The sequence below is a fragment of the Promicromonospora sp. NPDC052451 genome, assembly GCF_044547525.1.
Lineage (GTDB): Bacteria > Actinomycetota > Actinomycetes > Actinomycetales > Cellulomonadaceae > Promicromonospora.
Genome location: NZ_JBIUAP010000007.1, coordinates 235,993 through 260,666, shown reverse-complemented (window position 1 = coordinate 260,666; position 24,674 = coordinate 235,993). Strand labels below are relative to the sequence as shown.

General features: G+C 73.8%; 19 protein-coding genes. 8 read left to right on the top strand and 11 right to left on the bottom strand.

Annotated elements, in window-relative coordinates:
- Nucleotides 1–10: 10 nt before the first annotated feature.
- The 3 genes from ACIG47_RS14820 to ACIG47_RS14810 are packed head-to-tail and all read right to left on the bottom strand — an operon-like array spanning nt 11 to nt 3,596.
- Complete coding sequence (locus tag ACIG47_RS14820) at nt 11–1,360, bottom strand: lipopolysaccharide biosynthesis protein (protein ID WP_397431682.1); 1,350 nt, start codon at nt 1,358–1,360, stop codon at nt 11–13.
- Nucleotides 1,357–2,382 carry a glycosyl transferase gene (locus ACIG47_RS14815; RefSeq protein WP_397431681.1) on the bottom strand — a complete coding sequence of 342 codons (1,026 nt, stop codon included), beginning with the start codon at nt 2,380–2,382 and terminating at the stop codon, nt 1,357–1,359. Before ACIG47_RS14815 ends, ACIG47_RS14820 begins: the two co-directional genes overlap by 4 nt.
- Nucleotides 2,379–3,596, bottom strand: a complete 1,218-nt coding sequence (locus ACIG47_RS14810) for a glycosyltransferase family 4 protein (RefSeq protein ID WP_397431679.1) — start codon at nt 3,594–3,596, stop codon at nt 2,379–2,381. The genes ACIG47_RS14815 and ACIG47_RS14810 overlap by 4 nt, the downstream gene beginning before the upstream one ends.
- Before the next feature lie 90 nt (nt 3,597–3,686).
- Between ACIG47_RS14810 and ACIG47_RS14805 the strand changes: the two genes are divergently transcribed.
- From ACIG47_RS14805 to ACIG47_RS14785, 5 genes are all read left to right on the top strand, one after another.
- Nucleotides 3,687–4,661, top strand: a complete 975-nt coding sequence (locus ACIG47_RS14805) for a glycosyltransferase family 2 protein (protein ID WP_397431678.1) — start codon at nt 3,687–3,689, stop codon at nt 4,659–4,661.
- Nucleotides 4,662–4,713: 52 nt separating this feature from the next.
- Nucleotides 4,714–5,439, top strand: a complete 726-nt coding sequence (locus tag ACIG47_RS14800) for a hypothetical protein (protein ID WP_397431677.1) — start codon at nt 4,714–4,716, stop codon at nt 5,437–5,439.
- A gap of 159 nt (nt 5,440–5,598) precedes the next feature.
- Nucleotides 5,599–8,877 carry a LamG-like jellyroll fold domain-containing protein gene (locus tag ACIG47_RS14795; protein ID WP_397431676.1) on the top strand — a complete coding sequence of 1,093 codons (3,279 nt, stop codon included), beginning with the start codon at nt 5,599–5,601 and terminating at the stop codon, nt 8,875–8,877.
- Complete coding sequence (locus ACIG47_RS14790; RefSeq protein ID WP_397431674.1) at nt 8,874–10,130, top strand: hypothetical protein; 1,257 nt, start codon at nt 8,874–8,876, stop codon at nt 10,128–10,130. The genes ACIG47_RS14795 and ACIG47_RS14790 overlap by 4 nt, the downstream gene beginning before the upstream one ends.
- A complete protein-coding gene (locus tag ACIG47_RS14785; RefSeq protein ID WP_397431672.1) occupies nt 10,127–11,188 on the top strand; it encodes an acyltransferase family protein in 1,062 nt (353 codons plus the stop codon). The genes ACIG47_RS14790 and ACIG47_RS14785 overlap by 4 nt, the downstream gene beginning before the upstream one ends.
- Before the next feature lie 49 nt (nt 11,189–11,237).
- On the opposite strand, the gene ACIG47_RS14780 is transcribed toward ACIG47_RS14785, so the two are convergent.
- The 3 genes from ACIG47_RS14780 to ACIG47_RS14770 are packed head-to-tail and all read right to left on the bottom strand — an operon-like array spanning nt 11,238 to nt 14,719.
- Nucleotides 11,238–12,368, bottom strand: a complete 1,131-nt coding sequence (locus ACIG47_RS14780) for a glycosyltransferase family 4 protein (RefSeq protein WP_397431671.1) — start codon at nt 12,366–12,368, stop codon at nt 11,238–11,240.
- Nucleotides 12,352–14,013 carry a polysaccharide biosynthesis tyrosine autokinase gene (locus ACIG47_RS14775; RefSeq protein ID WP_397410455.1) on the bottom strand — a complete coding sequence of 554 codons (1,662 nt, stop codon included), beginning with the start codon at nt 14,011–14,013 and terminating at the stop codon, nt 12,352–12,354. Before ACIG47_RS14775 ends, ACIG47_RS14780 begins: the two co-directional genes overlap by 17 nt.
- A 43-nt stretch (nt 14,014–14,056) precedes the next feature.
- Nucleotides 14,057–14,719: a low molecular weight phosphatase family protein gene (locus ACIG47_RS14770; protein WP_397431669.1), complete on the bottom strand. Its 663-nt coding sequence runs from the start codon at nt 14,717–14,719 to the stop codon at nt 14,057–14,059.
- A 166-nt stretch (nt 14,720–14,885) separates the two neighbouring features.
- On the opposite strand from ACIG47_RS14770, the gene ACIG47_RS14765 reads away from it, so the two are divergent.
- Together ACIG47_RS14765 and ACIG47_RS14760 are read left to right on the top strand one after the other, a co-directional pair.
- Nucleotides 14,886–15,332 (top strand): adenylyltransferase/cytidyltransferase family protein, encoded by a 447-nt coding sequence (locus ACIG47_RS14765; RefSeq protein ID WP_397410459.1) that lies wholly within the window; start codon nt 14,886–14,888, stop codon nt 15,330–15,332.
- Nucleotides 15,333–15,371: 39 nt separating this feature from the next.
- Nucleotides 15,372–18,146 carry a UvrD-helicase domain-containing protein gene (locus tag ACIG47_RS14760; RefSeq protein ID WP_397431667.1) on the top strand — a complete coding sequence of 925 codons (2,775 nt, stop codon included), beginning with the start codon at nt 15,372–15,374 and terminating at the stop codon, nt 18,144–18,146.
- Nucleotides 18,147–18,373: 227 nt separating this feature from the next.
- On the opposite strand, the gene ACIG47_RS14755 is transcribed toward ACIG47_RS14760, so the two are convergent.
- Together ACIG47_RS14755 and ACIG47_RS14750 are read right to left on the bottom strand one after the other, a co-directional pair.
- On the bottom strand, nt 18,374–18,763 hold the full coding sequence (locus tag ACIG47_RS14755; RefSeq protein ID WP_397431665.1) for a pyrophosphatase: 390 nt from the start codon (nt 18,761–18,763) through the stop codon (nt 18,374–18,376).
- 273 nt (nt 18,764–19,036) lie between these two features.
- Nucleotides 19,037–20,791 (bottom strand): DUF222 domain-containing protein, encoded by a 1,755-nt coding sequence (locus tag ACIG47_RS14750; RefSeq protein ID WP_397431663.1) that lies wholly within the window; start codon nt 20,789–20,791, stop codon nt 19,037–19,039.
- A gap of 224 nt (nt 20,792–21,015) precedes the next feature.
- Here ACIG47_RS14750 and ACIG47_RS14745 point away from each other — a divergent pair, with 224 nt between their 5' ends.
- The gene (locus ACIG47_RS14745; protein ID WP_397431662.1) at nt 21,016–22,380 is read left to right on the top strand and encodes a hypothetical protein; all 1,365 of its coding nucleotides are present in this window, start codon (nt 21,016–21,018) and stop codon (nt 22,378–22,380) included.
- Here ACIG47_RS14745 and ACIG47_RS14740 read toward each other — a convergent pair.
- The 3 genes from ACIG47_RS14740 to ACIG47_RS14730 are packed head-to-tail and all read right to left on the bottom strand — an operon-like array spanning nt 22,322 to nt 24,632.
- On the bottom strand, nt 22,322–23,074 hold the full coding sequence (locus ACIG47_RS14740; RefSeq protein WP_397431661.1) for a hypothetical protein: 753 nt from the start codon (nt 23,072–23,074) through the stop codon (nt 22,322–22,324). The two genes, ACIG47_RS14745 and ACIG47_RS14740, sit on opposite strands and share 59 nt — an antisense overlap.
- On the bottom strand, nt 23,071–23,691 hold the full coding sequence (locus ACIG47_RS14735) for a hypothetical protein (RefSeq protein WP_397431660.1): 621 nt from the start codon (nt 23,689–23,691) through the stop codon (nt 23,071–23,073). The genes ACIG47_RS14740 and ACIG47_RS14735 overlap by 4 nt, the downstream gene beginning before the upstream one ends.
- Nucleotides 23,688–24,632, bottom strand: a complete 945-nt coding sequence (locus tag ACIG47_RS14730) for a hypothetical protein (RefSeq protein WP_397431659.1) — start codon at nt 24,630–24,632, stop codon at nt 23,688–23,690. The genes ACIG47_RS14735 and ACIG47_RS14730 overlap by 4 nt, the downstream gene beginning before the upstream one ends.
- Nucleotides 24,633–24,674: the final 42 nt, after the last annotated feature.

The window sequence follows — 24,674 nt, the reverse complement described above, 5'->3', positions numbered from 1 at the left end:
CGGCGCGCGGTCACTCCGCCGGGGTCGCCCCGGCGCCGGCCTCCGGCGCGGGCCGGCGCAGCCTGCGCCGCACCCACAGCGTGTTCGGTACCACCTGGCAGACGAGCACGGAGGCCGCCGTCGCCCACACCGGCCCGGCGGCCCCGAGGTGCGGGATGAGCCACCAGGTCAGCCCCAGGTTGAGCGGCACCATGAGCACGATGGGCAGTACCTGGGCGCGCAGGCCCTCCGCGTCGGTCATGTACATGCCGACGGGGTACTTGGCAGCCTGCACCACGGTGAACACGACGAACGCCGCGACGAGCGGCAGCCCCAGACCGAACGCGTCGTCCGTGACCAGGGGGACGACCACGGGCAGCAGCGCGGTGAGCACCAGGGCCAGCGCGATCCCCGCGCCGGTGAAGACCAGCGACGCGCGGAACGGCGACGCCTTGACGGACTCGCTCCGGGCGCGCGCGAAGTGCGGCCACAGCGCCAGCCCGGCCGTGGCGACGGCGGCCAGGACGACGCCGAAGAGCTGGGCGGCGAGGTTGTACCGCGCGAGGTCGAGGCCCGTGCCCTGGTGGCTGAGCAGGATGCGCCCGGTCTGCATCGCGACCGGCAGGGAGACCATCTGCACGAGCATGGGCCATGCGAGGTGGAACACCCGCACGCCGGGCACCGCACGGACGCGAGGCACGTCGCGCAGGGCCGCGCCCACCTGGGGCCGGAGCAGCCGGGCGGCCGTGACGAGCAGGACGACGCCGACCACCGCCGAGGCCACGTAGGTGGCCAGCGCGAGGAACGAGGAGTCGCCCAGCGCCAGGACCACGAGCACGCCCGCCATGACGAGCGGGGCGGTGAGCCCGGTGAGCGCGGTCTGCAGCGGGTTGCGGCCCAGGCCGACGAGGATGCGCGCGCCGACGCCGCACGGCAGCGCGACCCCGAGCACCACCACGCACACGGTGGCGGTCAGCGCACCACCCTCGAGCAGGCCGGGGCCGAGCAGGGCGGGCCACCACCCGAGCACGCCCAGCAGCACCCCGACGGCGACGATCGTCAGGCCCGAGCCCACGAGGATCCGGAAGGCGCTGGTCAGCGTCCTGCGGACGGCGGGGTCGTCGTTCGCGTGCGCCGAGCCGGCCACCGCGTTGACCACCACGGCGGCCATGCCCAGGTCGGCGAACGGGACGAGCGACGGCAGGGTCGACAGCAGGCCGTACTGCGCGTACTGCGCCACCCCCGCCTGCTCGATGACGAGCCGGGCGGTCACCATGCCGAGCAGGCCCGACAGCCCGGTGACCACCACCTGCACCACGGCGCTGCTGCCGACCGCGCGCCAGGGGGCCCCGCGGCTCGTCGTGGTGCGGGTGTCGGTCATGCGGGGACCTCGGCCCGGCCGGCGGACCGGGGACGAGACAGCGCCGTGCGGTACACGTCGAGGTGGGCCTGGCCGGCGTCGTCCCACTCGCGTGCGCCCAGGTCCGGCGACGGCGCGCGCGGGACGCGTGCCGCGGTGAGTGCCCGTGTCAGGTCCTCGGCCGTCAGCTCGCCCGTGAACGTGTGGATCCAGCCGGGGCCGACCTCGGCCGCGAGGTCGGCGTTGACCGGGGTGTCCGGCACGAGCACGGGCCGGTCGAGCGAGAGCGTGGCGAGCACCGTCCCGGAGTTGTGCATGAACCGGTAGGGGAGCACCACGAGCTCGGCGGCGGTCACGGCGGCGACCAGCTCGTCGTCGGACAGGAAGGCGAGGCGCAGGGTGATGCGCGGGTCACCGGCCGCCAGGCCGGTGACCGTGGCGGCGAGCTCGGGGGTCGACGCGGCGCCCGCGACCTCGAGGGACACGTCCGGGGCCGTGGTGGCACGGAACGCCTCGACCAGACCCTCGACGCCCTTGTACCGGCGCACCAGGCCGACGTACTGGAACCGGCCCGGCACGGTCGCCCCCCGTGGGCCGGTGTACCAGTCGCGGTAGTGGCCGTGCGGGATGGTCGTCACCGGTCCGGGGCACTCGGTGCGGTCGTTGAGCACGATGCGGTGGGTCGTCAGCCGGTCGAACCAGCGCAGGAGGAGCCGCTGGGCCGGGCCCGCGTCGGCGGGCAGACCCACGTTGTGCACGGTGCGGACCACGGGCGTGCGCGTGACCGTCAGCCGGAGCAGCAGCAGCGCGGCGAGCAGCCAGCGCGCGACGCGGCCGGTCAGGCGGCGGCCGCCGAGGCCCGTGACGGTCTCGGGCCAGTGCAGGTGCACCACGTCGTACCGGCCGAGCAGCGCGGCCCGGCCCGTGAAGGTGACCACCTCGACGTCCGGCGTGCGGCGCAGGGCCGCCGTGAGCATCGTGATGTACGGGTTGGTCGTCGCGCGCGGCTCACGGTGCGAGGTGAGGACACGGACGGTGGTCATGCGGGTACCTCCGTCGTCGCACCGAGGGCCGTGCGGTACAGGTCCTCGACCACGCCGGGCAACCGCGCTCGGGACCAGCGGTCCGACGGCGTGCCCGGGCGCTCGGCGACCTCCTCGAGCCGGGCCGCGAGGCTGCCCACGACGTCGCCGGCGAGGTCGGCCGTGCGGGCGTTGGGCCCGGCCAGCAGGGGCACCCCGCCGAGCGGCAGGCAGACCACCGGGCGCCCGAGCGCGCTCGCCTCGGCGGCGACCCAGCCCGCCTGGTCGTGCATCGACGGGAAGAGCATCGCGTCGCTGTCCGCGATCGCCTCCAGCACCTCGGCGCGAGGCCGGTGCCCGTGGAAGACGACCCTGTCCTGCACGCCGCGCCGCCGCGCCAGGCGGCCGAGCGCTGCGCGCTCGTAGCCCGTGCCGTAGACGTGCAGCTCCCAGCCCGTCGTCCGGGCCAGGGCCTCGACGGCCAGCCGCCCGCCCTTCCAGGCCAGGAGCCGGCCGACGAACACGGCGCGCCTCGGCCCGGCGCTCGTGCCCGCGTGGCCCGTGCCGGCGGGCCGGGCGCGCGCCGGAAGGTCGTCGTCGAGCGCGGCGTTCGCCTCGACGACCACGTGGCGCGCCCGCCGGAACCGGTGCGCCACGTCAGCGTTCTGCGCCACGACGACGGCCGCCCGGCGGGCCGCTGCGTCGCCCCACAGGGCGCGCAGCGGCGCGGTGAGCAGACCGCGCAGCAGCTCCGTCGCCGTGCCGCGGACGCCGAGCCGGCGCACCAGGCGCAGCGGGACGGTGCTCGCCCCGCCGACGGGGCCCCAGACCACGGGCAGGCCGGGCACGCGGGCCAGGCCGCACGGCAGCCAGTCGTTCGCGAACGTGACGTGGTGGCCCAGGTCGAAGGGCTCGGCCGCGTGCAGGGCGGCGGCCCGCCGCGCGAGCGCGCGCTGCCACAGCACGTAGTACCAGTACACGTCCCAGCCCCGCCGCTTGAGGGCGAGGACCCGGTCCGACAGGTCCAGGTACTCGACCGTCAGGGTCCCTGCGAGCTCCGGCTCGGCCGCCAGCGCCGCGGTGACGGCGGGCTCGAACCTGCGCCGCGTGACGACGTGGACCCGGTGGCTGCGCGCGGCGGCCCGGGCGAACGCCCACCCCGCGGCGGCCTCCGGCTCGTCGCCCGGACCGCACGCGTAGGCGCTGACCAGGACGCGCGGGTGAACCTGCTGCACGGGTCTCGTCTCTCCGGGGGATCTGAGGGCTGGCCACGCTACGGTAACTGCCGGATCCGCCGTCATGGGGCGGTCGGAAGGGTGATTGTCGTGGGCACAGGCGAGCGGGAACGGCTGGTGGTCGCCGTGCTGACCTACCGGCGCCCCGACCGCATCGCGGCCCTCGTCCCCGCGCTCGTCGCGCAGGCAGCCGACCTCGAGCGGCGGGGCGGCCCCGACGTCGCGGCGAGCGTGCTCGTCGTCGACAACGACCCGGCGGGTACGGGCGCCCGTGCCGTGGACGACGTCCGGCCCGCCGGGCAGGGCTGGCCCGTCACGACCGTGGTCGAGCCGGAGCCCGGCATCGCCGCCGCCCGCAACCGCGCGCTGCGCGCCGGCGCCGACCACGACCTGCTCGTCTTCGTGGACGACGACGAGGTGCCCGGCGAGGGCTGGCTCGCCGCGCTCTGGACCACCTACCGGGAGACCGGCGCGCAGGCCGTCACGGGACCGGTCACCTCCACCTTCGAGGCCGAGCCGGACCCGTGGGTCCGCGCGGGCGGCTTCTACGACCGGGCGCACCGCGCCGGCCTCGCCACCGGCACCGTCGTGCGCACGGCCGCCACCAACAACCTGCTGCTCGACCTGCGGGCCGTCCGCCGCGCCGGCCTCGCGTTCGACCCCGCCCTCGGCCTGTCCGGCGGCGAGGACACGCACTTCACCAGCGCGCTCACCGCCGCGGGCGGCCGCATCGTCTGGTGCGCCGAGGCCGTCGTGGCCGACGTCGTGCCCGCCGACCGGCTGACCCGCGAGTACCTCCTGGCCCGGACGGCGGGGCTGGCGAACTCCTCGGCCCGCGTGGCCCTCCTGCTCGCGCCCGGCGCGCTCGCCCGCGCCCGGGTACGCGCCCGGACCCTGGCCGCCGGGCTGGCCCGCTGCGCCGTCGGGTCGGCGCAGACGCTGCTCGCGGCCGTCCGGTCCGACGTCGCGGGCGACGCCCGGGGGCGCCGCGCGCTCGCGCGGTCGCGGGGCGAGCTGCTCGCCGTCGCCGGGCGGGTGCTGCTGCCGTACGCCCGGCAGGGGTGAACTCCGGCGCCCGGCGGCGTCACCGGCCGCGGGCGGGATTACGCTCCCGGACATGCCCGCAACGTTCCCCCTCACCCGGCGTCGGCTCGTGCTCGGCCTCGCGCTGGTCCTCGTGGTGGTGGCCGCCCTCGTCGCGGTGCTCGCGCTCCGGGGCGGCGACGGTCCCGTGGCGGCGGGGACGACGGCGTCGCCGTCGGCGACCGCATCGCCCGCGGGCGGCGCGCAGGACGACGGAGCCGACGAGGGCGGGGCGGGCGACGAGGGCGGAGCAGGCGACGAGGGCACGGACGAGGGCACGGACGAGGGCGGCGCTGAGCCCGGTGGCGACGCCGAGCCCGGCAGCGACGCCGGCACGGACGACGGGAGCGGCGAGCCTGCTCCCCGCGAGACCCTCGCCCCGCGGCCGTTCGACGCCCCGGCCACGCCGCAGCCCGGCGTCACCGTCGCCGTCGCCGAGGTCGAGGAGGTCGAGGGCGAGGCGAACCTGCCGGGCGAGGTCGGCGGCCCGGCACTCCGGTTCACGATCGACGTCACGAACGACACGGGCGAGACGCTGGACCTGCGCACCATCGTGGTGAACGCCTACTACGGTCCGGACCGCACGCCCGCGAACCAGCTGCTCAAGCCCGGTGGCAAGGCGTTCGAGGCCGAGTCCGCCGACGGGAGGACGGCCCGTGGGGCGTTCGTCTTCACGGTGCCGGCCGACCAGCAGGACCGCGTCGAGCTCGAGGTCGACCCGGGCGTCGGTTCGCCGGTCATCCTCTTCACCGGCGCCTGATATCGCGAGATCACCCGCCATTCACCCCGGTTTGCGAGGGCTGACCGCCGTGTCCGCTATTAGCGTGACGCACAACGGTCTTCGCAGGTTCACACCGCCCCGGCCCCTCGGCCCGGCCGGCCACTCCTCCGCAGCAGCTCTCTTCCCAGTGAGGTCCTCGTGTCTCCTCTCCCCGTGCCCGGTCGGCGGATCTCCGCCGTCCTGGCGAGCATGACGCTCGTCGTCACGTCGCTGGTGACGGCGCCGACGGCGTCTGCCGGCGTCGAACAGGCCCCCGTGGCCACGGCCGAGGTCACCGACCCGGTCACCGTGTCCGCCGACGCCCTGCCGACCGTCCAGGTCGACGGCGTCGTCTGGAAGCAGGTCATCGTCGGCACCAAGGTCTACGTCGGCGGCGAGTTCCAGAACGCGCGCCCGGCCGGCGCGGCGCCCGGCACCAACCAGGTGCCCCGCACGCACCTCCTGGCCTACGACCTGAACACGGGCGTGCTCGACACGTCGTTCAACCACACGCTCAACGGCAACGTCACCGACCTGGCAGCCTCCCCGGACGGCACGCGGCTGTACGTCGTGGGCGGCTTCACCACGGTCGACGGCGCCACGCGGAACCGCATCGCGGCCTTCAACCTGCCCAGCGGCACCCTGAACACGTCGTTCGCACCGAGCATGAACGGCAACACGAAGGCCGTCGCCGCCACGAACACGACCGTCTACGCGGGCGGGTACTTCTCCGCGGTGAACGGCAACACGCGCTACCGCGTCGCAGCCATCAACGCCTCGAACGGCGTCGCGCTGACCGGGTTCCGGCCCGTCGTCGACGACCGCCAGGTGCAGTCCATCGTGGTGTCGCCGGACGAGCAGTCGGTGGTCATCTCGGGCACGTTCACCTCGGTGAACTCCGACACCGCGAACGGCTACGGCCTGGCCTGGCTGGACGCCGCGACCGGCGCCACCAAGCCGCTGCCGGTCAACTCCCGCATCCGTAACGCCGGCGACAACTCCAGCATCATGCGTGTCGCCAGCGACGGCGAGGCGGGCTGGTACGGCGTCGGCTGGCACTTCGGCCGGGGCGGCACCACCGAGGGCACGTTCCGGGTGAGCTGGGCCGACGGTCAGCTCGTCTGGCTCGAGGACTGCCACGGCGACACGTACGACGTCGTGCCGCTCGGCGGCGTCGTCTACACCGCCAGCCACAAGCACTACTGCGGCAACAGCGGCGGGTTCCCGCAGACCGAGCCGTGGTCGTTCTACCACTCGACCGCGTGGATCAACGAGGTGCGCGGCACCAACACGCGTGACATCTACGGCTACCCGGACCACCCGGGCACGCCGCGGCCCGAGCTGCTCACCTGGTACCCGCAGACGGACGTCGGCACGTACACGGGCAAGAACCAGGCCGTCTGGACGGTCACGGGCAACGACGACTACGTCATCTACGGCGGCGAGTTCCCCAAGGTGAACGGCGCCGTGCAGCAGGGCATCGTCCGGTACGCCAAGCGCTCGGCCGCACCGAACAAGCAGGGGCCGATCGGCTCGGGCGCCGAGCTGAACCCGGCGGTGCGCTCGGTCTCGGCGGGGACGGTCCGGATCAGCTTCACGACCACGTGGGACCGCGACGACGAGGCGCTGACGTACCGCGTCTACCGCGACTCCGAGGCGCAGGCGCCCGTCCACGAGGACACCGTCGCGACGAAGTTCTGGGCCCCTGTGACCCGCAGCGCCCAGGACACGGGTCTGCAGGCCGGCTCGGAGCACCGCTACCGGCTGACGGTCACCGACCCGTCGGGCAACGTGAAGAAGTCCGACTGGGTCTCCGTGACGGTCTCGGACGCACCGTCCAGCGCCTACGCCAGCACGGTGCTCCAGGACGGCGCGGTCAACTACTGGCGCCTCGGTGAGCCCCAGGGCTCGGCCACGTCGTTCGACTGGTCGAGCGGGGCGGACCTCGCGGTCCCGTCGGCGGTCCGCCTCGGTGCGGCCGGCGCGATCTCGGGCGACTCCAACGGGGCGGCAACGTTCCAGAACTCCTCGGGCAGCCGGCTGGTGTCCCCGCAGCAGATCCAGGGTCCCGACACGTTCTCGGTCGAGGCGTGGATCAAGGGCAGCAGCACGGGCCGCATCGTCGGGTTCGGCAACAACAACAGCTCGACCGGCACGTCGAACCAGACCGACCGGATCCTGTACGTCGACTCGGGCGGCCGGATCAGCTTCGGCGTCAACGACGGCAGCCGGCGTGCCATCCGCTCCCCGGGCCGGGTCGACGACAACGCGTGGCACCACGTGGTGGGCACGCTCGGGGCGGACGGCATGAAGCTGTACGTCGACGGCGCCCTGGCCGCCGAGCGCGCGGCCACGACCCGCGGCCAGGCCATCACCGGCTACTGGCGCATCGGTGCGGACACGCTCGCCAACTGGCCCAACCGGCCGCTGTTCGGGCTGGGTGACCGGTTCAGCGGCACGATCGACGACGTGGCGATCTACCCGAGCGTGCTCTCCGCCGCCGCGGTGCTCGACCACCGCACGGTGGGGCTCGAGGGGCGGCCGAACCGGCCGCCGGTCGCCGAGGCGACCGCGACCATCGACGACCTCGACCTGCAGGTCGACGGCCGCGGCTCGTCCGACCCGGACGGCCCCCTCGCGTCGTACGCCTGGGACTTCGGGGACGGCGAGACGGCGACCGGCGCCCAGGCGACCCACACCTACGCCGCGCCCGGCACGTACACCGTGACGCTCACCGTCACGGACAGCGAGGGTGTCACGGCGCAGGACACGGTCGAGGTCGAGGCGACGGCACCCGCCGAGTTCGCGGTCGACACCTTCGACCGCACGGTGTCCTCGGGCTGGGGCTCGGCCACGAAGGGCGGGGCCTGGACCCTGTCCGGCGCGGCGTCCGGCTACTCCGTGGCCGGCGGTGAGGGCGTCATGGACCTCTCGGCGCCCGGTGCGAACCGCAAGGCACAGCTCCAGGACGTCGCGGCGGCCGACGTCGAGGTGCGCGGGGTGCTCTCGCTCGACGAGATCTCCGACGGCAGCGGCACCTTCGTCTCGCTGGCCGGTCGCACCGGCGGGTTCTCCAGCGAGTACCGCGCCAAGGTCTGGGTCAAGGCGACGGGGGCCGTCCAGCTCCAGCTCGTCGCGCTCCAGTCCGCCGAGACGACGCTCGCCGCCGTGAACGTCGCGGACCTGAGCGTCGGGCCGGGCGAGCGGCTGGCCGTCCGGTTCCAGGTGGCCGGCACCTCGCCCACCACCGTGCGCGCCAAGGTGTGGAAGGCCGGCACGCCGGAGCCGGCGACGTGGCGGCTCACCGCCACCGACTCGACGCCCGACCTGCAGGACGCCGGCGGCGTGGGCTACGCGCTCAGCCTGTCGGGCAACGTGACGACCGGCGCGAACGTCGTCCGGCTGGACGACCTGTGGGCGGGACCGCCCGCGCCGTGACGTCGCCCCGCACCGCGGTCGCCCCAGCCCTGCCGTCCCTCGAGGGACGGCAGGGCTGGGGCGTTGCCGCGACCGGGCTCGCGGTGCTGTGCCTGGTGCTCACGGGGATCAACCGCAACGTCTTCTTCGGCCTGACCCCTGGCCTGGCCCTCGCCCTCGTCCTGCTGCCGCTGTGGGCCCCGCAGCTGCGCAGCTCCCGGTGGGTCACCTGGACGACCGTCCTCGCCGTCGTCTCGGTGGTCTGGGGTGCGTGGCTCACGATCTGGCACGCCGACTCGCGCGGCGTGTCCACCGCGGGGACGCTCGAGGCGAGCTTCGTCGTGCTGGCGCTCGCCTGCGGCATCGGGGCGGCCCTGTGGGCGCGCGGACGCACCTCGGACGCCGTGGTGGGCGTGGCGTTCGGCGTCGGGCTGGTGCTCGGCATCAACCCGGGGAGCGAGACCTTCGCCGAGAACCCCTGGCGGTTCGGGTTCTCCCTGCCGGTCACGGTCCTCGTCCTCGCGATCGTCTCGCGCTTCCGCAGGCGATGGCTCGACGTCGTGGCCGCACTCGCGCTCGCGGGCGTCTCCGCGCTCAACGGCGGGCGGTCCAGCAGCGCGATCCTGCTCATGGTCGCGCTCCTGGTGGTGTGGCAGTCGTGGGGCCGTCCGGCCTCGTCGCGCCTCGCGGCCCTGCGTACGCTCGTGCTCTTCGGGCTGCTCGCCCTCGGCACCTACTTCTCCGTCCAGGCGGCGATCCTCGAGGGGGCGCTGGGCGAGAGCGCGCAGATGCGCACGGAGCTGCAGCTCTCGACGTCGGGCACGCTCATCACCGGCGGGCGGCCGGAGATCGGCGCGACGCTCGCGCTCATGGCCGAGGCGCCGGCCGGGTTCGGCGGTGGCAGCGTGCCGTCCATGGCGGACCTGCTCGTCGCCAAGTCCGGCATGGCCGCACTGGGGTACGACCCGAACAACGGGTACGTCGAGAACTACATGTTCGGCAGCGGCTTCGAGCTGCACTCGGTGATCGGCGACCTGTGGGCCTGGTGCGGCATCCCGGGTCTGGTGCTCGCCGTCGTGCTGCTGGCGTTCCTCGTGGCGCGCACCGCCGTCCTCACCACGGGGCGGGTCGCCTCCGGACTGGTCCTGTTCCTCGGGGTCAAGTCGCTGTGGAACCTGCTCTTCGCACCGCTGGAGAGCGCCGTCACCGTGCTGATCCTCGCGGTCGCGCTGATGGCCCCCGTCCTGGGGGCGGCACGGAGAGCGGACGGATGACCGGCGTACCCGCGCGGGCCGGGACGCCCGGCCGCGAGGCGTGGATCGACGCGGGCCGGGGCCTCGCCGTCCTGCTCGTGGTGGTCTACCACGCCGCGCGCTGGTTCGACGTGGCGGCATGGGAGCAGGTCAACGACTACCTGTCGGCCGTGCGCATGCCGTTCTTCTTCATGATCTCCGGGCTGCTCGCCCACCGGGTCGGCGCGCGGGGCGAGGGCGGGATGCCCTGGCGGACCCTCTGGGACCGGCGGCTGCGGCTCTACCTCTGGGTCTTCGTGGTGTGGGAGTGCATCGGCACCGCGTGCTACCTCGCCGGCTTCGCCCTGCGCGGCACGCCGCTCGGGTTCGGCCCGATGCTGCGCGACCTGCTCCTGTCGCCGGTCCGCCCGCAGTTCGAGCTCTGGTTCATCTGGGCCCTGGCGCTGTTCTGCGTGCTCGCGCGGCTGTTGCGGTCCGTCGACCCGCGGTGGCACCTCCTGGTCGCCGCCGTCCCGTCGGTCGTCGCCCTCACCGAGGGGTTCGACCTCGGCAACGTCGGCTGGAACGGCGCGCTCAGGTACTACGTCTTCTTCGTCTGCGGCATGCAGCTGCGCTCGCTCCTGCTCCGGTTCACGCGCACGCCCTGGCCGGTGCGGGTCGCGGTGGTGGCGGGCTGGGCGGCGCTCGCGACCGTCGTCGAGGTCGCCGGACTGCGTCCCGTCGTCGGTGTGTACTTCGTCCTGTGCGTCGCGGGCGTCCTCGCGGGCGCCGCGCTCGGCACCTTCCTCGCACGCAGCGCCGCGCTGGTGCGCACGGGCACCTCGACGCTCCCGGTCTACCTGGGGCACACGCCGGTGATCATCCTGGGGTCGTCCGTGGTGTTCGCCCTGACCGGCTCGACGACGCTGCCGCCCGTGGCCGGCCTGCTCGCGGTGCCGGCCGCGACCGTGGTGGCGACGACCCTGTCGCTGCTGCTGCACCGGTGGACGGCGTCGAGCCTGCTGCGCTACCTCTACGCACCGCCGCCGTGGACGGCGTCCCGGCGTGCCGCGGAGCCCGCTGCGCGCCGTGGGCCGTGACCTCGGCTCCACGCCTCGGATCCACGCCTCGGATCCACGGGGAGCCGTCTCATCCCCCCGTCGCGACGACCTCGCGGGCGAACAGCCACGCGTCCGCCTCCAGGCGGGAGTCCTGGCTCGGCAGCGATGCACGGACGTCGTCCGGGTCGAGCGGGTGGGCGGCCGCCTGCGTCAGGACGGGGGCGAGCAGCGTGGTCACGGATGCCCCCGGGATGACGCCGTGCCCTGCGTCTCGCAGCCAGTCGGCGATGCCGGTCTCGTCCGTGGTCACCACGGTGCAGCCGTGGGCGAGGCCCTCGACCAGCGGCAGCCCGACCTGCTCGCGCCACGCCCCCTGCCGCCGCGACGGCAGCACGACGACCGACGCCCGCCGCAGCTCCGCGTGCACGACGTCGCGGGGCGGGTCGGCGATGACGCGCAGGCGGTCGTCGGCTCGGGCGGCGTCGTACGCCTGGTCGAGAAGTGCGCCGCGGCCCACCACGGTGAGCACGGAGCCGGGCAGACGGCGGCGGACGGCGCCCCAGGCGGCGAGCACCGAGTCGAACCCCTTGCGCGGCGAGAGGTCGCCGAGGAACAGGATGCGGCCGGGCGCCTTGTCCGACGTCGTCGCACCGGCGGGGGCGCAGTCGCAGGGCGCGGGCAGGGCCTCGATCGTGGTCCAGTGCGGCCGGCGGCGTCCGGCCAGGCCGAAGACGCTGCCGTAGAGCTGCCGTGACGTCTCCGTGCCGAAGGCGACCCGGTCGACGCGCCGCCAGACCCAGTGGGCGAGCAGCAGGTCGAGCGTGCGGCCCAGGCGCGGCCACCAGGCCGTCGGACGGGGGAGGGCACTCGGGTCGATGTTGCCGATCGCGTACGTGACCACCCGGGTCCGCCGGCGCCGCAGCACGTCGGCCACGAGCAGGGCGAGCAGGACGGCGGCCGCCCGGCGGACGCAGTCGATCGCCGCGGGCTCGTTGATCTCGACGGTCCGGTAGCCGCGCCGGGCGACGAGCCACGCGCAACGCAGGTCACCGACCTGCTCGGGCTGCACGCGGTCCACCAGGTCCTCGTCGAAGTCGTAGCGGCTCTCCTGGTACAGGATGTCGGCGGGCGGCATGGCCAGGGCCCGCTCGAGGTGCGCGGTGCGGAGCGTCTTGTAGACCCGCGCGTCACGCGGTCGGGCGTCACCCGGCACGTTCATCGGCGGTCCCCAGCTCGATGACGGGTGGGACGGCGGGCGGCATCGCCGCGGGCCTCAGGCGCAGGGTAGGAGCGTTCGGCCCGGTGAGGTCGGCCGCGAAGGCCTGCACCGGCGGCTTCGGCGGGCCGTCCGGACCGCCGGGCGCGGGGGCCTCGGGCGCCGGACTGCCGGGCTCCACCTCCGCCGGCGTCGGTGCGGCGGCGTCGGTGCCGGGGAGCGGCACCGCCCGGATCGCTCCGGTCGGCAGGCTGAGCTGCGCGTGCTGCCGGGACGAGCCGGGCAGCATGCGCGGCCACCGTCGTCGCCGGGTGCTGTAGCCGTAGTAGGTGCCGTCCGGGCCGGACCGCGGGGCGAACGTCAGGATGAAGCCGAGCACGCGAGCCTCGACGCCCGCGAGGGCACGCAGGGCCTGGGCGAGCTGCTGCCGGCGCACGCGCCGGGCGCCCACGACGACGACCACGCCGTCGGCCATGGTGGCCAGCAGGGCGGCGTCGGAGACGGGCAGGAGAGGCGGCGCGTCGATGACCACGACGTCGTACTGCGCGCGTGCCGACGCGATGAGCTCCTGCGTGGCCTGCGACGCGATGAGCTGGTGGGGGTTGGGCGGGATGGGGCCGACCGGGAGCACGTCGAGGCTGCCGGGGCCGTACCGCTGGACGAGGTCGGCCATCGCGGCCCGCCCGACCAGCGCAGTGGTGAGGCCCGCTGCCTCCTCCAGCCCCAAAGACGTCGCGACCGACGGGCGGCGCATGTCGCCGTCGACCAGCAGCACGCTGCTGCCGCTCTCGGCGAAGGTGGAGGCGAGGTTGATCGCCGTCGTCGACTTGCCCTCGCCCGGCACGCTGGACGTCACCACGAGCACGCGAGCAGGTGTCGTGGCGTCGACGAACGAGAGGTTGGTCTGCACGCGCCGGTACGCCTCCGCGCGGGTGCTCAGCGGGTTCTGCGTGGCCGGGACCCGCGCCACCTTGCGTGTGGCGGTCGGGACGGAACCGAGGAGGCCGGCGCCCTCCGAGACGAGCTCGAGGTCGTCGGCCGACCGGATCCGGGTGTCGAGCACGGCCCACAGCAGCACGAGCACCACGCCGAGCGCGAGGCCCGCGCCGCCCCCGGCCGCCGTGAGCAGCCGTGTGCGCGGCGCCGACGGGTACTGCGGTACCTCGGCCGACGACACGACGGTCACCGCGATGGACTGGCCGCCGCCGGGCGTCTCGGGCGACAGGTCGACGACGGTCGAGGAGAGCTGCTCGGCCACGGCGTTCGCGACGAGGGCGGAGCGCTCCGGGTCGCCGTCCTCGACCTTGATCTCGATGATCGAGGTGTTGAGCGGGGAGTCGGCGGTGACGGTCTGCGCGAGCTGGCGCCCGGTGACGTCCCCGAGCTCTGCGGCCACCGGATCCAGCACGACCGGCATGTCCGTGAGCGCGGCATAGGACTCGATGAGGTTCTTCACGTACGTCGAGCCCTGCAGCAGGTCGCTGGTGGACTCACCGGTGTTGAGCGAGACGTAGACCTTCGCCGTCGCGGTGTAGGACGGCGGCGTCGTCCAGGCCCAGCCGAAGGCGGCGAGCGCTCCGGCGAGTGCGACGCCGACGATCACCGCCCAGCGGCGGCGCAGCACGTTCGCGTACTCGACCAGTTCCACGTCCTGCCTCCCTCTGTAGTCGTACGGCGTGTCTCGTCCGGGCTCAGAGCCGGCCGAGGCTCGAGGAGTGGCGCGGCTGGGGCTGCGCGACGGGCAGCGGGCCGGACCGGGGCGGCTTGCTGCCCAGCAGCCAGGGCTGCCTGCCGGTGCCGAGCACCCCGCAGACCGTGTCGGTGGCCGACACGATCCGCTCGAAGGCTCGGCGGTAGACCTTCTCGCTGCGCCCGTAGGGGTCCTCGATGTCGAGCTCGCGCGCGAGCGCCGGGTGGTGGAGGCGCTCGAGGCTCACGAGCTCGGGGACCTGCGCCCAGCGTGCGGCGTCGTCGGTAGCCGAACGGGCGCCGGGTGACGTGCTCAGCACGTGCGCGAGCTCGAGGAGCGTGAAGGTGCGCCGCACCGCCTCGGGGACGGCGCGGACGACTGCCGCGCGCTGCGCGCGGGTCATGGTGATGACGACGGTCGCCGAGCGGAGGGCGTCGCCGGTGAGCTGGTGCGCCGTGAACTGCCCGGTGTCGAGACCGCGAGCCTGCAGGAGGCTGGCCATGCGCGGGTCGATCGGCTCTCCCCTGCGAGCGCGGACGCCGGCGCTGCTGATGCGGACGGTGCCGTCGGTCCGGGCGGTGAGCAGGCGCGCGAGAACCGGGGAACGACAGATGTTCCCCGTGCACACCGCAAGGACGGACGTAGACATGGTGAGGCCAAGCATGCCGCGACGCTATGTCCATGAGCGGCCGATCGGTGCGCTTTCACCCGAAAGTCACCCGAGCGGGGTGAAATGTGCGGCTCGGGGGGAGGGGTGAACTGCACGTTCACCCGCTCCGGAGGCCCCTTGGGCGTGTCGTCGGGGCGGGAGCGCTCCTAGCCTTCCTGTCATGACTGTGGTCGGTTACGCGCCAGGTGCCTGGGACCTGTTCCACGTGGGCCACCTCAACGTCCTCCGGCACGCCAGGAGCCGTTGCGACCACCTGGTCGCCGGGGTGGTCGACGACGCCGTGCTCGAGCTGACCAAGGGGCGCCGGCCCGTGGTGCCGGTGATCGAACGGGCTGAGATCGTGCGCCACATCCAGTTCGTCGACGAGGTCTTCGTCGAGACCCAGCCCGACAAGATCGAGACGTGGCGCACGCGGCCGTTCGACGTCTTCTTCAAGGGTGACGACTGGAAGGGCACGGCCAAGGGCCGCGACCTCGAGCGCCGGTTCGCCGAGGTGGGCGTCGAGGTCGTGTACTTCCCCTACACGGTGCACACGTCGAGCACCAAGCTGCGGCGCGCGCTCGACCTGATGGACGGCACCTCCGCCGAGACGTCCGCGCGCGGCTGAGGCACGGGATGTCGGTGACCCCGCCTAGGCTTAGGCGCGATGACTTCCCTCTTCGACAGCCTCTCCCTGCCCGGCCTCGACCCCGCGTCGCCGGGTGACGAGGCGCGCCTGCCGAGCACGGCGCCGCGCTGGGACGACGACGCGCCGGACGCCGGGGACCCGGGCGAGGCGGCGCTGCCCGCCGAGCCGGAGTGGCTGGCCGGCCTGCCCCACGAGTCCGAGGCACCGCGCGCCCGGGGCGCCTTCGCGCACCTCGACCCCGAGGAGCTGCTCGACGGGCTGAACCCGCAGCAGCGGGCCGCCGTCGTGCACGAGGGCGGTCAGCTGCTGATCGTCGCGGGCGCCGGCTCCGGCAAGACGCGCGTGCTGACGCACCGCATCGCCTACCTGCTGGCCACCGGCCGGGCACGCGCGGGGGAGATCCTCGCGATCACGTTCACCAACAAGGCCGCGGCCGAGATGCGCGAGCGGGTCGAGGGCCTGGTGGGCCCCGCCGCGAACCGCATGTGGGTGTCCACGTTCCACTCGGCGTGCGTGCGCATCCTGCGCCGCGAGGCCACGACGCTCGGGCTGCGCTCCAGCTTCAGCATCTACGACGCCGCGGACAGCCAGCGCCTCATCACCCTGGTCACGCGCGAGCTCAACCTGGACCCGAAGAAGTACCCGGCGCGCGGGCTGTCGAACAAGATCAGCGACCTGAAGAACGAGCTGGTCGACCCCGAGACCTATGCCCGGCAGGCCGGGGCGTACGCCGAGCAGGAGGCGCAGGCCGAGGCCGCCTCGGCGGCGGCCGGCGGCATCCGCCGCCCGTGGGGCGGGCAGTCGGCCGACGAGCGCAACACCGCCGTGCCCGCGTTCGACCAGGTGCTGGCCGACGTCTACACCCGCTACCAGGCGCGCCTGGCCCAGGCCAACGCCCTGGACTTCGACGACATCATCATGACCACGGTGAACCTGCTCCAGGCGTTCCCGAACGTCGCGGAGCACTACCGGCGCCGGTTCCGGCACATCATGGTCGACGAGTACCAGGACACCAACCACGCGCAGTACACGCTGGTGCGGGAGCTGGCGGGCGTGGGCTCCGACGACGATTCCGGTCTGGACCCGGCCGAGCTCACGGTGGTGGGCGACTCCGACCAGTCCATCTACGCGTTCCGTGGCGCCACGATCCGCAACATCCTGGAGTTCGAGAAGGACTACCCGGACGCCACCACGATCCTGCTGGAGCAGAACTACCGCTCCACGCAGAACATCCTGAGCGCCGCCAACGCGGTGATCTCCCGCAATGCCGGCCGCACGCCCAAGCGCCTGTGGACGGACTCGGGGGCCGGGGCCAAGATCGTGGGCTACGTGGCCGACGACGAGCACCAGGAGGCCCGGTTCGTCGCCGACGAGATCGACAAGCTGGGCGACGACGAGGGCGTGCGCCCGGGCGACGTCGCGATCTTCTACCGCACCAACGCGCAGTCCCGCGCGCTGGAGGAGGTGCTGGTCCGGGTCGGGCTGCCGTACAAGGTGGTCGGCGGCACGCGGTTCTACGAGCGCCGCGAGGTCAAGGACGCCGTCGCCTACCTGCGCGCCCTGGCCAACGAGGACGACGACGTGAACCTGCGCCGCATCCTCAACGTGCCCAAGCGCGGCCTCGGCGACCGCGCGGAGTCGCTCGTCGCGTCCTACGCGGACCGGGAGCGCATCTCGTTCGGCGCAGCCCTGGAACGGGCCGACGAGATCCCCGGCATGACCACCCGCTCGCTCAAGCCCCTGCTCGCCTTCCGCGACCTGATGCGCGAGCTGCGCGGCCTCGTGGACGACGGCGCGGCGCCGGCCGTGGTGCTCGGCGCGGTGCTCGACAAGACCGGCTACCTCGCGGAGCTGCGCGCGAGCGAGGACCCGCAGGACGAGGGCCGCGTCGAGAACCTGGCCGAGCTGCACGCTGTCGCGGTCGACTTCGGGGAGACCGACCCGGAGGGCTCGCTCGCCGACTTCCTCGAGCGGGTGTCGCTGGTCGCGGACAGCGACCAGATCCCCGACGAGGACGTCGCCGACGGCGCGGCCGAGGAGGCGCCCCGGGAGAACCAGGGGGTCGTCACCCTCATGACCCTGCACACGGCCAAGGGCCTGGAGTTCCCGGTCGTCTTCCTCACGGGCATGGAGGACGGCACGTTCCCCCACATGCGCTCGCTGCACGACGACACCGAGCTCGCCGAGGAGCGCCGCCTCGCCTACGTGGGCATCACCCGCGCCCGTGAGCGGCTGTACATCACGCGGTCGTCGACGCGGGCCGCGTTCGGGATGTCGAACGAGTTCCCCGAGAGCCGGTTCCTGCAGGAGATCCCCGAGGATCTCTGGGACTGGCGGCGGCGGGAGTCGTCGACCGCGGCGATCCGCGGCGGTCGAGGTGGCTGGGGCGGTGGGTACGGCTCTGGCGGGTACGGCTCCGGGGGCTATGGCTCGGGCGGGTACGGGTCGGGCGGCTCGAGCCGTGGTCCTGGTGGCCGGTCCGGTTCGGGCTCGGGTTCGACGTGGTCCTCGGGCCGGTCGGGTGGCGCACGCACGGGTTCGGGCTCGTCGGCGGGCGGCAGTCAGCCGAACGCGTTCTCCCCGCAGCGGAAGACGGGCGCCAAGGGCGGCTTCGGCGGGATCGACGTGCAGAAGAACGTGCCCAGCCTGGAGATCGGCGACCGCGTCACGCACGACTCCTACGGGCTCGGCACCGTCATCGACGTCGAGGCCAACGCGGTGGTCAAGATCGACTTCGGCAGCAACGGCACCAAGCGGATCGCCCTGAAGTACACGGCGATCACGAAGCTCTGAGTGGGCGGGGTTCTGAGCGGGGCGGGGCTCTGTCGGGTGCGGGGCTCCGGCTGGGGCGGGGTTCCGGCTGGGGCGGGATCCTGCGAGGGGCGGGGTCCTGACCGCGGCGGGGTTGTGGCCCGCGCGGGGTCCTGACTGTGGTGGCGTTGTGGCCCGCGCGGGGTCCCGACCGTGGCGGGGTTGTGGTCGGCGCGGAGTTCTGACCGTGGCGGGGTCTCGGCCGACGGTCAGATCCCCTCGCGATCCTGCGGCTCGACGAGGTCGCTCCAGCGGAACCACTTGCGGGCCAGCTCGGCCTCGATGTCGATGTCGAACCGTCGCGCGATCACGAGCAGCTGACCGAACACGTCGGCGAACTCGGCCCTGAGGTCGGCGTCGATGTCCTCGGCGGACCGGCCCCGGTCGCGTGACCGCCCCGTCCGGGCGAGGTAGGCCTGTACGAACTCTCCCATCTCCTCCTGGAGCTTGAGGACGAGCCAGTCGTCGGTGCGCGGTACGCCGAACTTGCGTTCGTAGACCCGCGAGATCACCTCGACCTCGTCGGCGAGCGCGGCAAGTCCGGCAGGGGGCAGTCCGGGAACGCCCCCGGGCGGAGTGTTCGCTGTCGTGGGCTCCATGGTGCGCAGCCTGCCATGACGCGGCCGGCCGGCGTGGGCATCTGGGTGTGCAGCTTGCTTTGGCGTGGCCGGCTGGCGTGGGCGTCTGGGTGTGCAGCCGGCCTTGACGTGACCGGCTGACGCGGGCGCCCGGGTGCGCAGCCTGCCATGACGCGGCCGGCTGACATGCGCGCCCGGGTGCGGAGCCTGTCGGTGCTCGCCGTGTGACCCGCCGCGGTCGGCCTGCGGTCGAGCGGGGTGCCGGCACCTCGTGCGGGCGCGTGCGGAGCACCGTCACCCGGCGCGAGCGTGGGGCAGGTCGATACGTCGTCCGAGCCGGCTGGTGAACCGCCAGTGCCCGGGCTGGTCCGGAGTGCTGCCCGGCCGCCAGTCCATCGTGATCCCGGTGGTGTCCACGAGCGTGTGGTGGTGCCAGCAGAGCAGTGCGCTGTTCGCGAGGCTGGTACTCCCGCCGTCCGCCCAGTGCGTGACGGCATGGTGCACCTCGCAGCGCGCCGCCGGCTGGTCGCATCCCGGGTAGACGCAGTGCTGGTCCCGGGCGATCACCGCTCTGCGGAGCTGCCCGCTGACCGTGCGTCGGCTGCGGCCGACGTCGACAGCAGCACTGTCCGGCCCGAAGACCACCCTCGTGACGGCGGCGTCGCAGAGGATCTTGCGCAGGAGCCCGTCGGGGACGACGTTTCCGGTGCTGCTGACTCCGGTGAAGATCGCCGGCTGTGCCGTCAGGGCGGTCAGGTCGTCTGGGCGCAGGCCTTGCGGGTCCGTTCGGGGCGCGGCGGTAGGGTCCGCGGCGCTGGCCTGTGTATCCGCCGGAGTGCCGGTCGGGGCACCCGTCGGGCTGGCCGTCGGGGTGCCGGTGCCCCGACCTGCACCGGTGTCGGCGGTCCGCGCCGGGTCCGTGCCGGCGGCGTCCGCGCCGTTCCTCGTCAACCGCATGAGCTCGGACAGCGAGACGGTGACGCTGACGTGCGGCCGCACCGCCGCGCCGGTCCCGGTCCGTCCGTGGTCCAGCACGTCGCGGGCCAGGTCGGCCAGAGCCTGAGCGCGCCGTTGCGTGGGTGTGCGGGAGTCGCCTGGGGTGGGTGCGCCCATCATGGAGCCGAGTGCGGTGCTGACCTGCTGCCCGTGCTCGTCGGTGAGGAAGCCGCTGACGTGCCAGCCGTCGAAGGTGGGACTGATCTCCAGGTGCTCTCGTTCCGTGGCCCGCTTGTAGCCGCGTTCGTCGGCGTCGGGGTCGGCCACCACGGCGAACCGCTTGAGCATGCGTCGGTACCGGCCGGGGTCGCAGGTCCCGGCGAGACCTGTCAGGTACTCCTCTCCGGTCGGCACGGCGGGTGCGCGTCCGGGCCGATCGGCATCGAGGTCGGATCCGCCATCGGGAGGTGTTCCCGCCGTCGGTTGCGCGGCCCCGGTGGGCTCCGTCTCCCCGGTGGGCTCCGTCCCCTCGGTGGGCCCCCGTTCCTCGACGGGCTGCGCGTCCCTCGACGGTCGGGGCGGCGCGCCGTCCGTGTCGGCGTCGGGGGCCTCTACCGGGGCAGCCAGTGCGTTCTTGCGGGCCTCGCTCGTCGGCGCCACGTCGACGAGGGCACGCACATGGTCGGCGCCCAGCCGTCCTGCGAGAGCCTGTTCTCGTGCGGTCGGCAGGTGGTCGCGCAGCGTGCGCGCGGTGCGGACCTCGCGCCGGGCCGTCGTGGTCGTGACGTTCTCCGTCCGGGCCAGCCAGGTCGCGAAGGTCCGCGCGCCGGTGCTCTGCCACGGGTGGTCCTGCTCGATCACCGGCAGCCACGTGAGACGCACTGTCTCGAGGCGGGTGTTCAGCGTGCGCAGCCGTGGTGCGGCGTCGGCCAGGCGAGACGCCACGATGTCGCCGCCGCCGCAGAACCTGCCCGTACCGCGCACGGCATCGGGTCCGGCGACGTCCACGAGCTCGCCTGCCAGGGCCTCAAGGTCGGTGAGCACGTCCTCCATGGCGCGGGTGCGGGCATCGACACCGGGCGCACGACGATCCGGCTCCTCGTTCGTGACCATCCGCACCACCCCCGAGATCGAAACCCATCGAAACGTCTCCAAGATATCGAACATGCGTACCCACTGCGCGGCGCTCCGCACATCTGTGGACAACCGGCCGAGGTCGGTCCGGAGTGCGCCCGCGCGAGCCGCGGTGAGCTGCCGTCAGCCCTCCGCGAGCTCCCATGAGCCCCCCATGAGCACGCTTGGCGCACTGTGCCCGCTTTAGGCCACTATGTGTCGCCATGAGGACCCTCGTCTCCGCGGCGCGCCTGTTCGCGGCGCACTGGCCCGCACTCCTGACGCTCGGCCTGCTGGGCGTCGCCGTGCGCAACGGTGCGATGTGGGGAGCGGTGGAGCTCAGCCAGTGGAACTCGTTCGTGGCGCAGCTCCTGCTGATCGTCAGCCCGCTCGGCTACCTCCTGCCCGTCGTCGGCATGCTCTGGGTCTGCCGCACGTCGCTGCCGCTGCTCCGACCGGAACCCGGGCCCGCCTACGGCGTGGCCGGCCCGGCCTACGGCGCCGCCCCGATCCCCGGCATGCTGCCGGGCACGCGCGCCCCGATGATGCCGTCCGAGAAGCGTGAGCGCCGCCTCGTCGACGTCGCCCTGTCCGTGCTGGTCCCGTTCCTGGTGGTCTACGAGGTCGAGGGCCTGATGGACGCCGACCGGGACCAGTTCCTCAACGAGGCCGCCGCCGACGAGCTGTTCAACGACGCCTGGACCACGCAGGGCGTCGACTTCATGTCCCGCCTCGGGGTCTGGTCCGGATGGACGCTCCTCACCATCGTCGCCGTCGCGTTCGTGCTGCGCTGGCTGCTCGGACGGCTGGAGGGGCGGCTGGGCTTCCTCGGCATCGCCGTGTTCGGCGCGGCCCTGGAGATCTACTGGACCAGCCAGGTCGCCGGCCAGATCGAGACCATCCAGCAGGGTCTCTGGTACGTCGCCGAGCAACGCCAGCTCGTGGCGGCGGCCGTCGGCACGGTCGGCGCCGCGCAGGAGTCCATCGGTACGGCCGGCAACGAGACGGTGTCGGTCCTCGCCGACGGCTTCGTCACCGTCCTGGAGTCGCTCGACGTCGTCCTCGTCGCGCCGCTGGCCTGGCTCGCGATCGGCGCCGTCGTGCTGGGCCACCGGCTCATGGAACCGCCGTCCACCGAGCACCGCTGGCTGGACCGCGTCACCTGGCTCCCGCGCGGGCTCCGCTCCGTGCTGGAGTCGCTCACCGAGGACCTGCGCGCCCGCTTCTCCGCCCTGTGGGACGGCCTGAAGATGATCGTGCACGGCGGCCTCGGCCCCATGCTGGTCTTCTGCCTGGGCTATCTCGTGGTCATGCGGGTGCCGTACGGCGTCGCGTGGATCGTGCGCGCCGTGACCGGGCCCGTCGACAGCAGCACCTGGCTCGCCTTCAGCCCCATGGAGAGCGCGGCGGGACTGGCGCTGGCACTGGCCCTCGCCGCCGTCCTGATCGCGGCGACCGTCGAACAGCTCGTCGAGCGCGGCCTCGTGATCCGTGACGAGGAGGCGGAGGAGGAGGCCGCGGCCCGCCGGGTCACGGCAGGTCGAACGTCACGTACTCCGGGCCACCGAACGCCAGCCGCACCTGCGTGATCGTCGCGTCCGGGTCGGCCAGCACGTACGACGTGACGTCCCACTCCGGCTGCACGGTGAGCGAGCCCTCCGCCTCGGGCGGCGCGCAGCGGTTCAGGTTGCCCAGCAGGTCCGCGTTGGACTCCCCGTACCGCGTGCCGTCCTCGGCGACGAGGATGATCTGGCACAGCGAGATGTCGGTCTGCGGCTCGGCGGCGAAGTGCATCCCCACCGCGTACGCGACGGAACCCTCCGGGATCGGCATCGGGTCGTCGTAGGCGGGCGGTGGCAGCTCCGTCACCCGCTCCACGCCGGTGACCGACGCGTCGACCTCCCGCAGCACGTACGTGTTCGCGCGCTCCGGCACGTCGAACCCGAGGTCGTAGTACTCGCCCGCCAGGTGCGCCGTCGCACCCGCCGCGGCCCGGTCCACCTCGTGGTGCAGCCCCGTGGGCCACCAGTACGCCCACACCCGGAAGGACGACGCCCCCGCGGCCACCACCACCGCGACCGGTAGCAGCACCAGCCAGACGGTGTTGCGGCGCCACCAGCCCTTGCGGGGTGCCTGCGCCGGCACGTCGGGCGGGACCATGCCCGGCAGCGTGCCCGGGGGGACGCTCGGCGCGGGGCCCGGGTACTGCCCCTCGCCCGGGTACTGCCCTGCGTTCGGGTACTGGTCCGGGCCCGGTACGGCCGGGGTCACCAGCGTGGTCATCCCTCGTCCCCTCCCGGGCTCGCCGTGGCGTAGCCCTCCATCTCGGGCGACACGGTCTCGGTCGCCTCCCAGAGCTCGTCGGCCTCGCCCCCGGTGATCCCCAGGTCGACGACGGCGACGGCGTCGCGCCGCTGGCCCGCGTGCTCCTCCGCCTGGTCGCCGCGGGCGAGCCGTACGGTCGCCCCCGCCAGCGCGTCGCGCGGCACGTCGAAGCAGTACGTGGCGCGCCAGGCGTAGCCGGGCTGTGCCTTGGGTGCCGTGGTGCAGTCGGCCAGGTTGGCGGGCCAGAACCGGCGGCCCTCGGCGTCGGTGACCTCGGCGCCGACGAAGGTCGTCAGGCCCTGCGTGGCCCGCCAGGTCGCGTCCACCACGACGAAGGTGCCTCCGGCCACGGCGGTCTCGGTGACGCCGCTCAGGGTGTCGGCGACGCGGACGTCGGTCACCGTCAGCTCGGCGTAGGTCAGGTCGAGCGTCTCGCCCACCCCGCCCTCGACGACGAACGGGTCCTCCAGCGCGGTGTCCTGGGGCAGGTAGGTCACGAGCGCGCAGCCCGCCGTCACGGCTCCGACGACCAGCGCCGAGCCCTTCCAGGTGATCCGACGACGTCCGTGCCTCATGGCTGGGCCGACCCTGACTCGGGCTGCGCGGTGGTGTCTTGTCCTGTGGTGTCTTGTCCTGCGGTGTCCTGTCCGGCCGGATCCTGTCCGGCGGCGTCCTGGCCCGCGCCCGCGGCGGGCTTGGCCGGTTCGACCGCGATGTCGCCGCGAAAGGCCACCTCGTTCGGGGTCCAGTGCCCGTCGTCGAGCCCGAACGGGTCCTCCTCGATCCACTCCAGCTCGACGAGCTCCAGCGGGATGGTGGAGCCCGACCAGTCCCCGCTCTGCTCCCAGATCAGGGCGACACGGTAGGTCACGCCGGGGTTGAGGATGCTGCGGGTTGTCCCGTCCTCGATGTTGACGATCGTCGCGGACGGCAGCTCGGGCTCCGCGGGGGAGGGGCTCGCCGAGGGGTCGGCGTCGGGCGCGGCGTCGTCGGAGGGTGCGGTGCTGTCGCCTGCCGTGGCCCCGTCGTCGGATGCAGCGCTGTCGTCGGATGCAGCGCTGTCGTCGGGCGTGGCGCCGTCGTCGGGCGTGCCGCCGTCGCCGAACCCCAGGTCGCCGAGCGGCTCCTCCGGCACGATGCCCACGCCCTCGGGCGCGAGGACGGCGTTGCTCAGGGTGACGCTGTACTCCGGCACCTCGCCGGTGTTGGTGACGTTCGCGACCACGGCGAGCATGTGGTTGCCCGGCGCCGGCACCAGGTAGCCCAGCTCGTCGGCGGTCGCGGCCTTCTCGATGGTCACCTCGAACGGGCCCACCTCTACCGGCGCACCGGTCGTCAGCGGGTCGGTCCGTGCTTCCGCGGCGCTCCAGGCCCCGAACGGGGTGACGGCGAACAGCGCGCCGACGACGCCGACCCCGATGCGCTGGACCGTCGACATGTCATCGACGACGGCCGAGACGACGCGCCGGGCGATCCGGAACGCGAGGTCGGGACCGTCGCTGCGGGCATGCTTCATGGCGCACGATCGTAGCGGTGCACAAGGGACAACCCGGGCGAA

What these genes read in the sequence shown, in the direction of transcription:
- ACIG47_RS14745 (WP_397431662.1), top strand. Translation starts at nt 21,016, where the DNA reads ATGAGGACCCTCGTCTCCGCGGCGCGCCTGTTCGCGGCGCACTGGCCC.
- ACIG47_RS14750 (WP_397431663.1), bottom strand. Translation starts at nt 20,791, where the DNA reads ATGGTCACGAACGAGGAGCCGGATCGTCGTGCGCCCGGTGTCGATGCC.
- ACIG47_RS14815 (WP_397431681.1), bottom strand. Translation starts at nt 2,382, where the DNA reads ATGACCACCGTCCGTGTCCTCACCTCGCACCGTGAGCCGCGCGCGACG.
- ACIG47_RS14800 (WP_397431677.1), top strand. Translation starts at nt 4,714, where the DNA reads ATGCCCGCAACGTTCCCCCTCACCCGGCGTCGGCTCGTGCTCGGCCTC.
- ACIG47_RS14760 (WP_397431667.1), top strand. Translation starts at nt 15,372, where the DNA reads ATGACTTCCCTCTTCGACAGCCTCTCCCTGCCCGGCCTCGACCCCGCG.
- ACIG47_RS14820 (WP_397431682.1), bottom strand. Translation starts at nt 1,360, where the DNA reads ATGACCGACACCCGCACCACGACGAGCCGCGGGGCCCCCTGGCGCGCG.
- ACIG47_RS14770 (WP_397431669.1), bottom strand. Translation starts at nt 14,719, where the DNA reads ATGCTTGGCCTCACCATGTCTACGTCCGTCCTTGCGGTGTGCACGGGG.
- ACIG47_RS14735 (WP_397431660.1), bottom strand. Translation starts at nt 23,691, where the DNA reads ATGAGGCACGGACGTCGTCGGATCACCTGGAAGGGCTCGGCGCTGGTC.
- ACIG47_RS14785 (WP_397431672.1), top strand. Translation starts at nt 10,127, where the DNA reads ATGACCGGCGTACCCGCGCGGGCCGGGACGCCCGGCCGCGAGGCGTGG.
- ACIG47_RS14740 (WP_397431661.1), bottom strand. Translation starts at nt 23,074, where the DNA reads ATGACCACGCTGGTGACCCCGGCCGTACCGGGCCCGGACCAGTACCCG.
- ACIG47_RS14780 (WP_397431671.1), bottom strand. Translation starts at nt 12,368, where the DNA reads ATGAACGTGCCGGGTGACGCCCGACCGCGTGACGCGCGGGTCTACAAG.
- ACIG47_RS14765 (WP_397410459.1), top strand. Translation starts at nt 14,886, where the DNA reads ATGACTGTGGTCGGTTACGCGCCAGGTGCCTGGGACCTGTTCCACGTG.
- ACIG47_RS14755 (WP_397431665.1), bottom strand. Translation starts at nt 18,763, where the DNA reads ATGGAGCCCACGACAGCGAACACTCCGCCCGGGGGCGTTCCCGGACTG.
- ACIG47_RS14730 (WP_397431659.1), bottom strand. Translation starts at nt 24,632, where the DNA reads ATGAAGCATGCCCGCAGCGACGGTCCCGACCTCGCGTTCCGGATCGCC.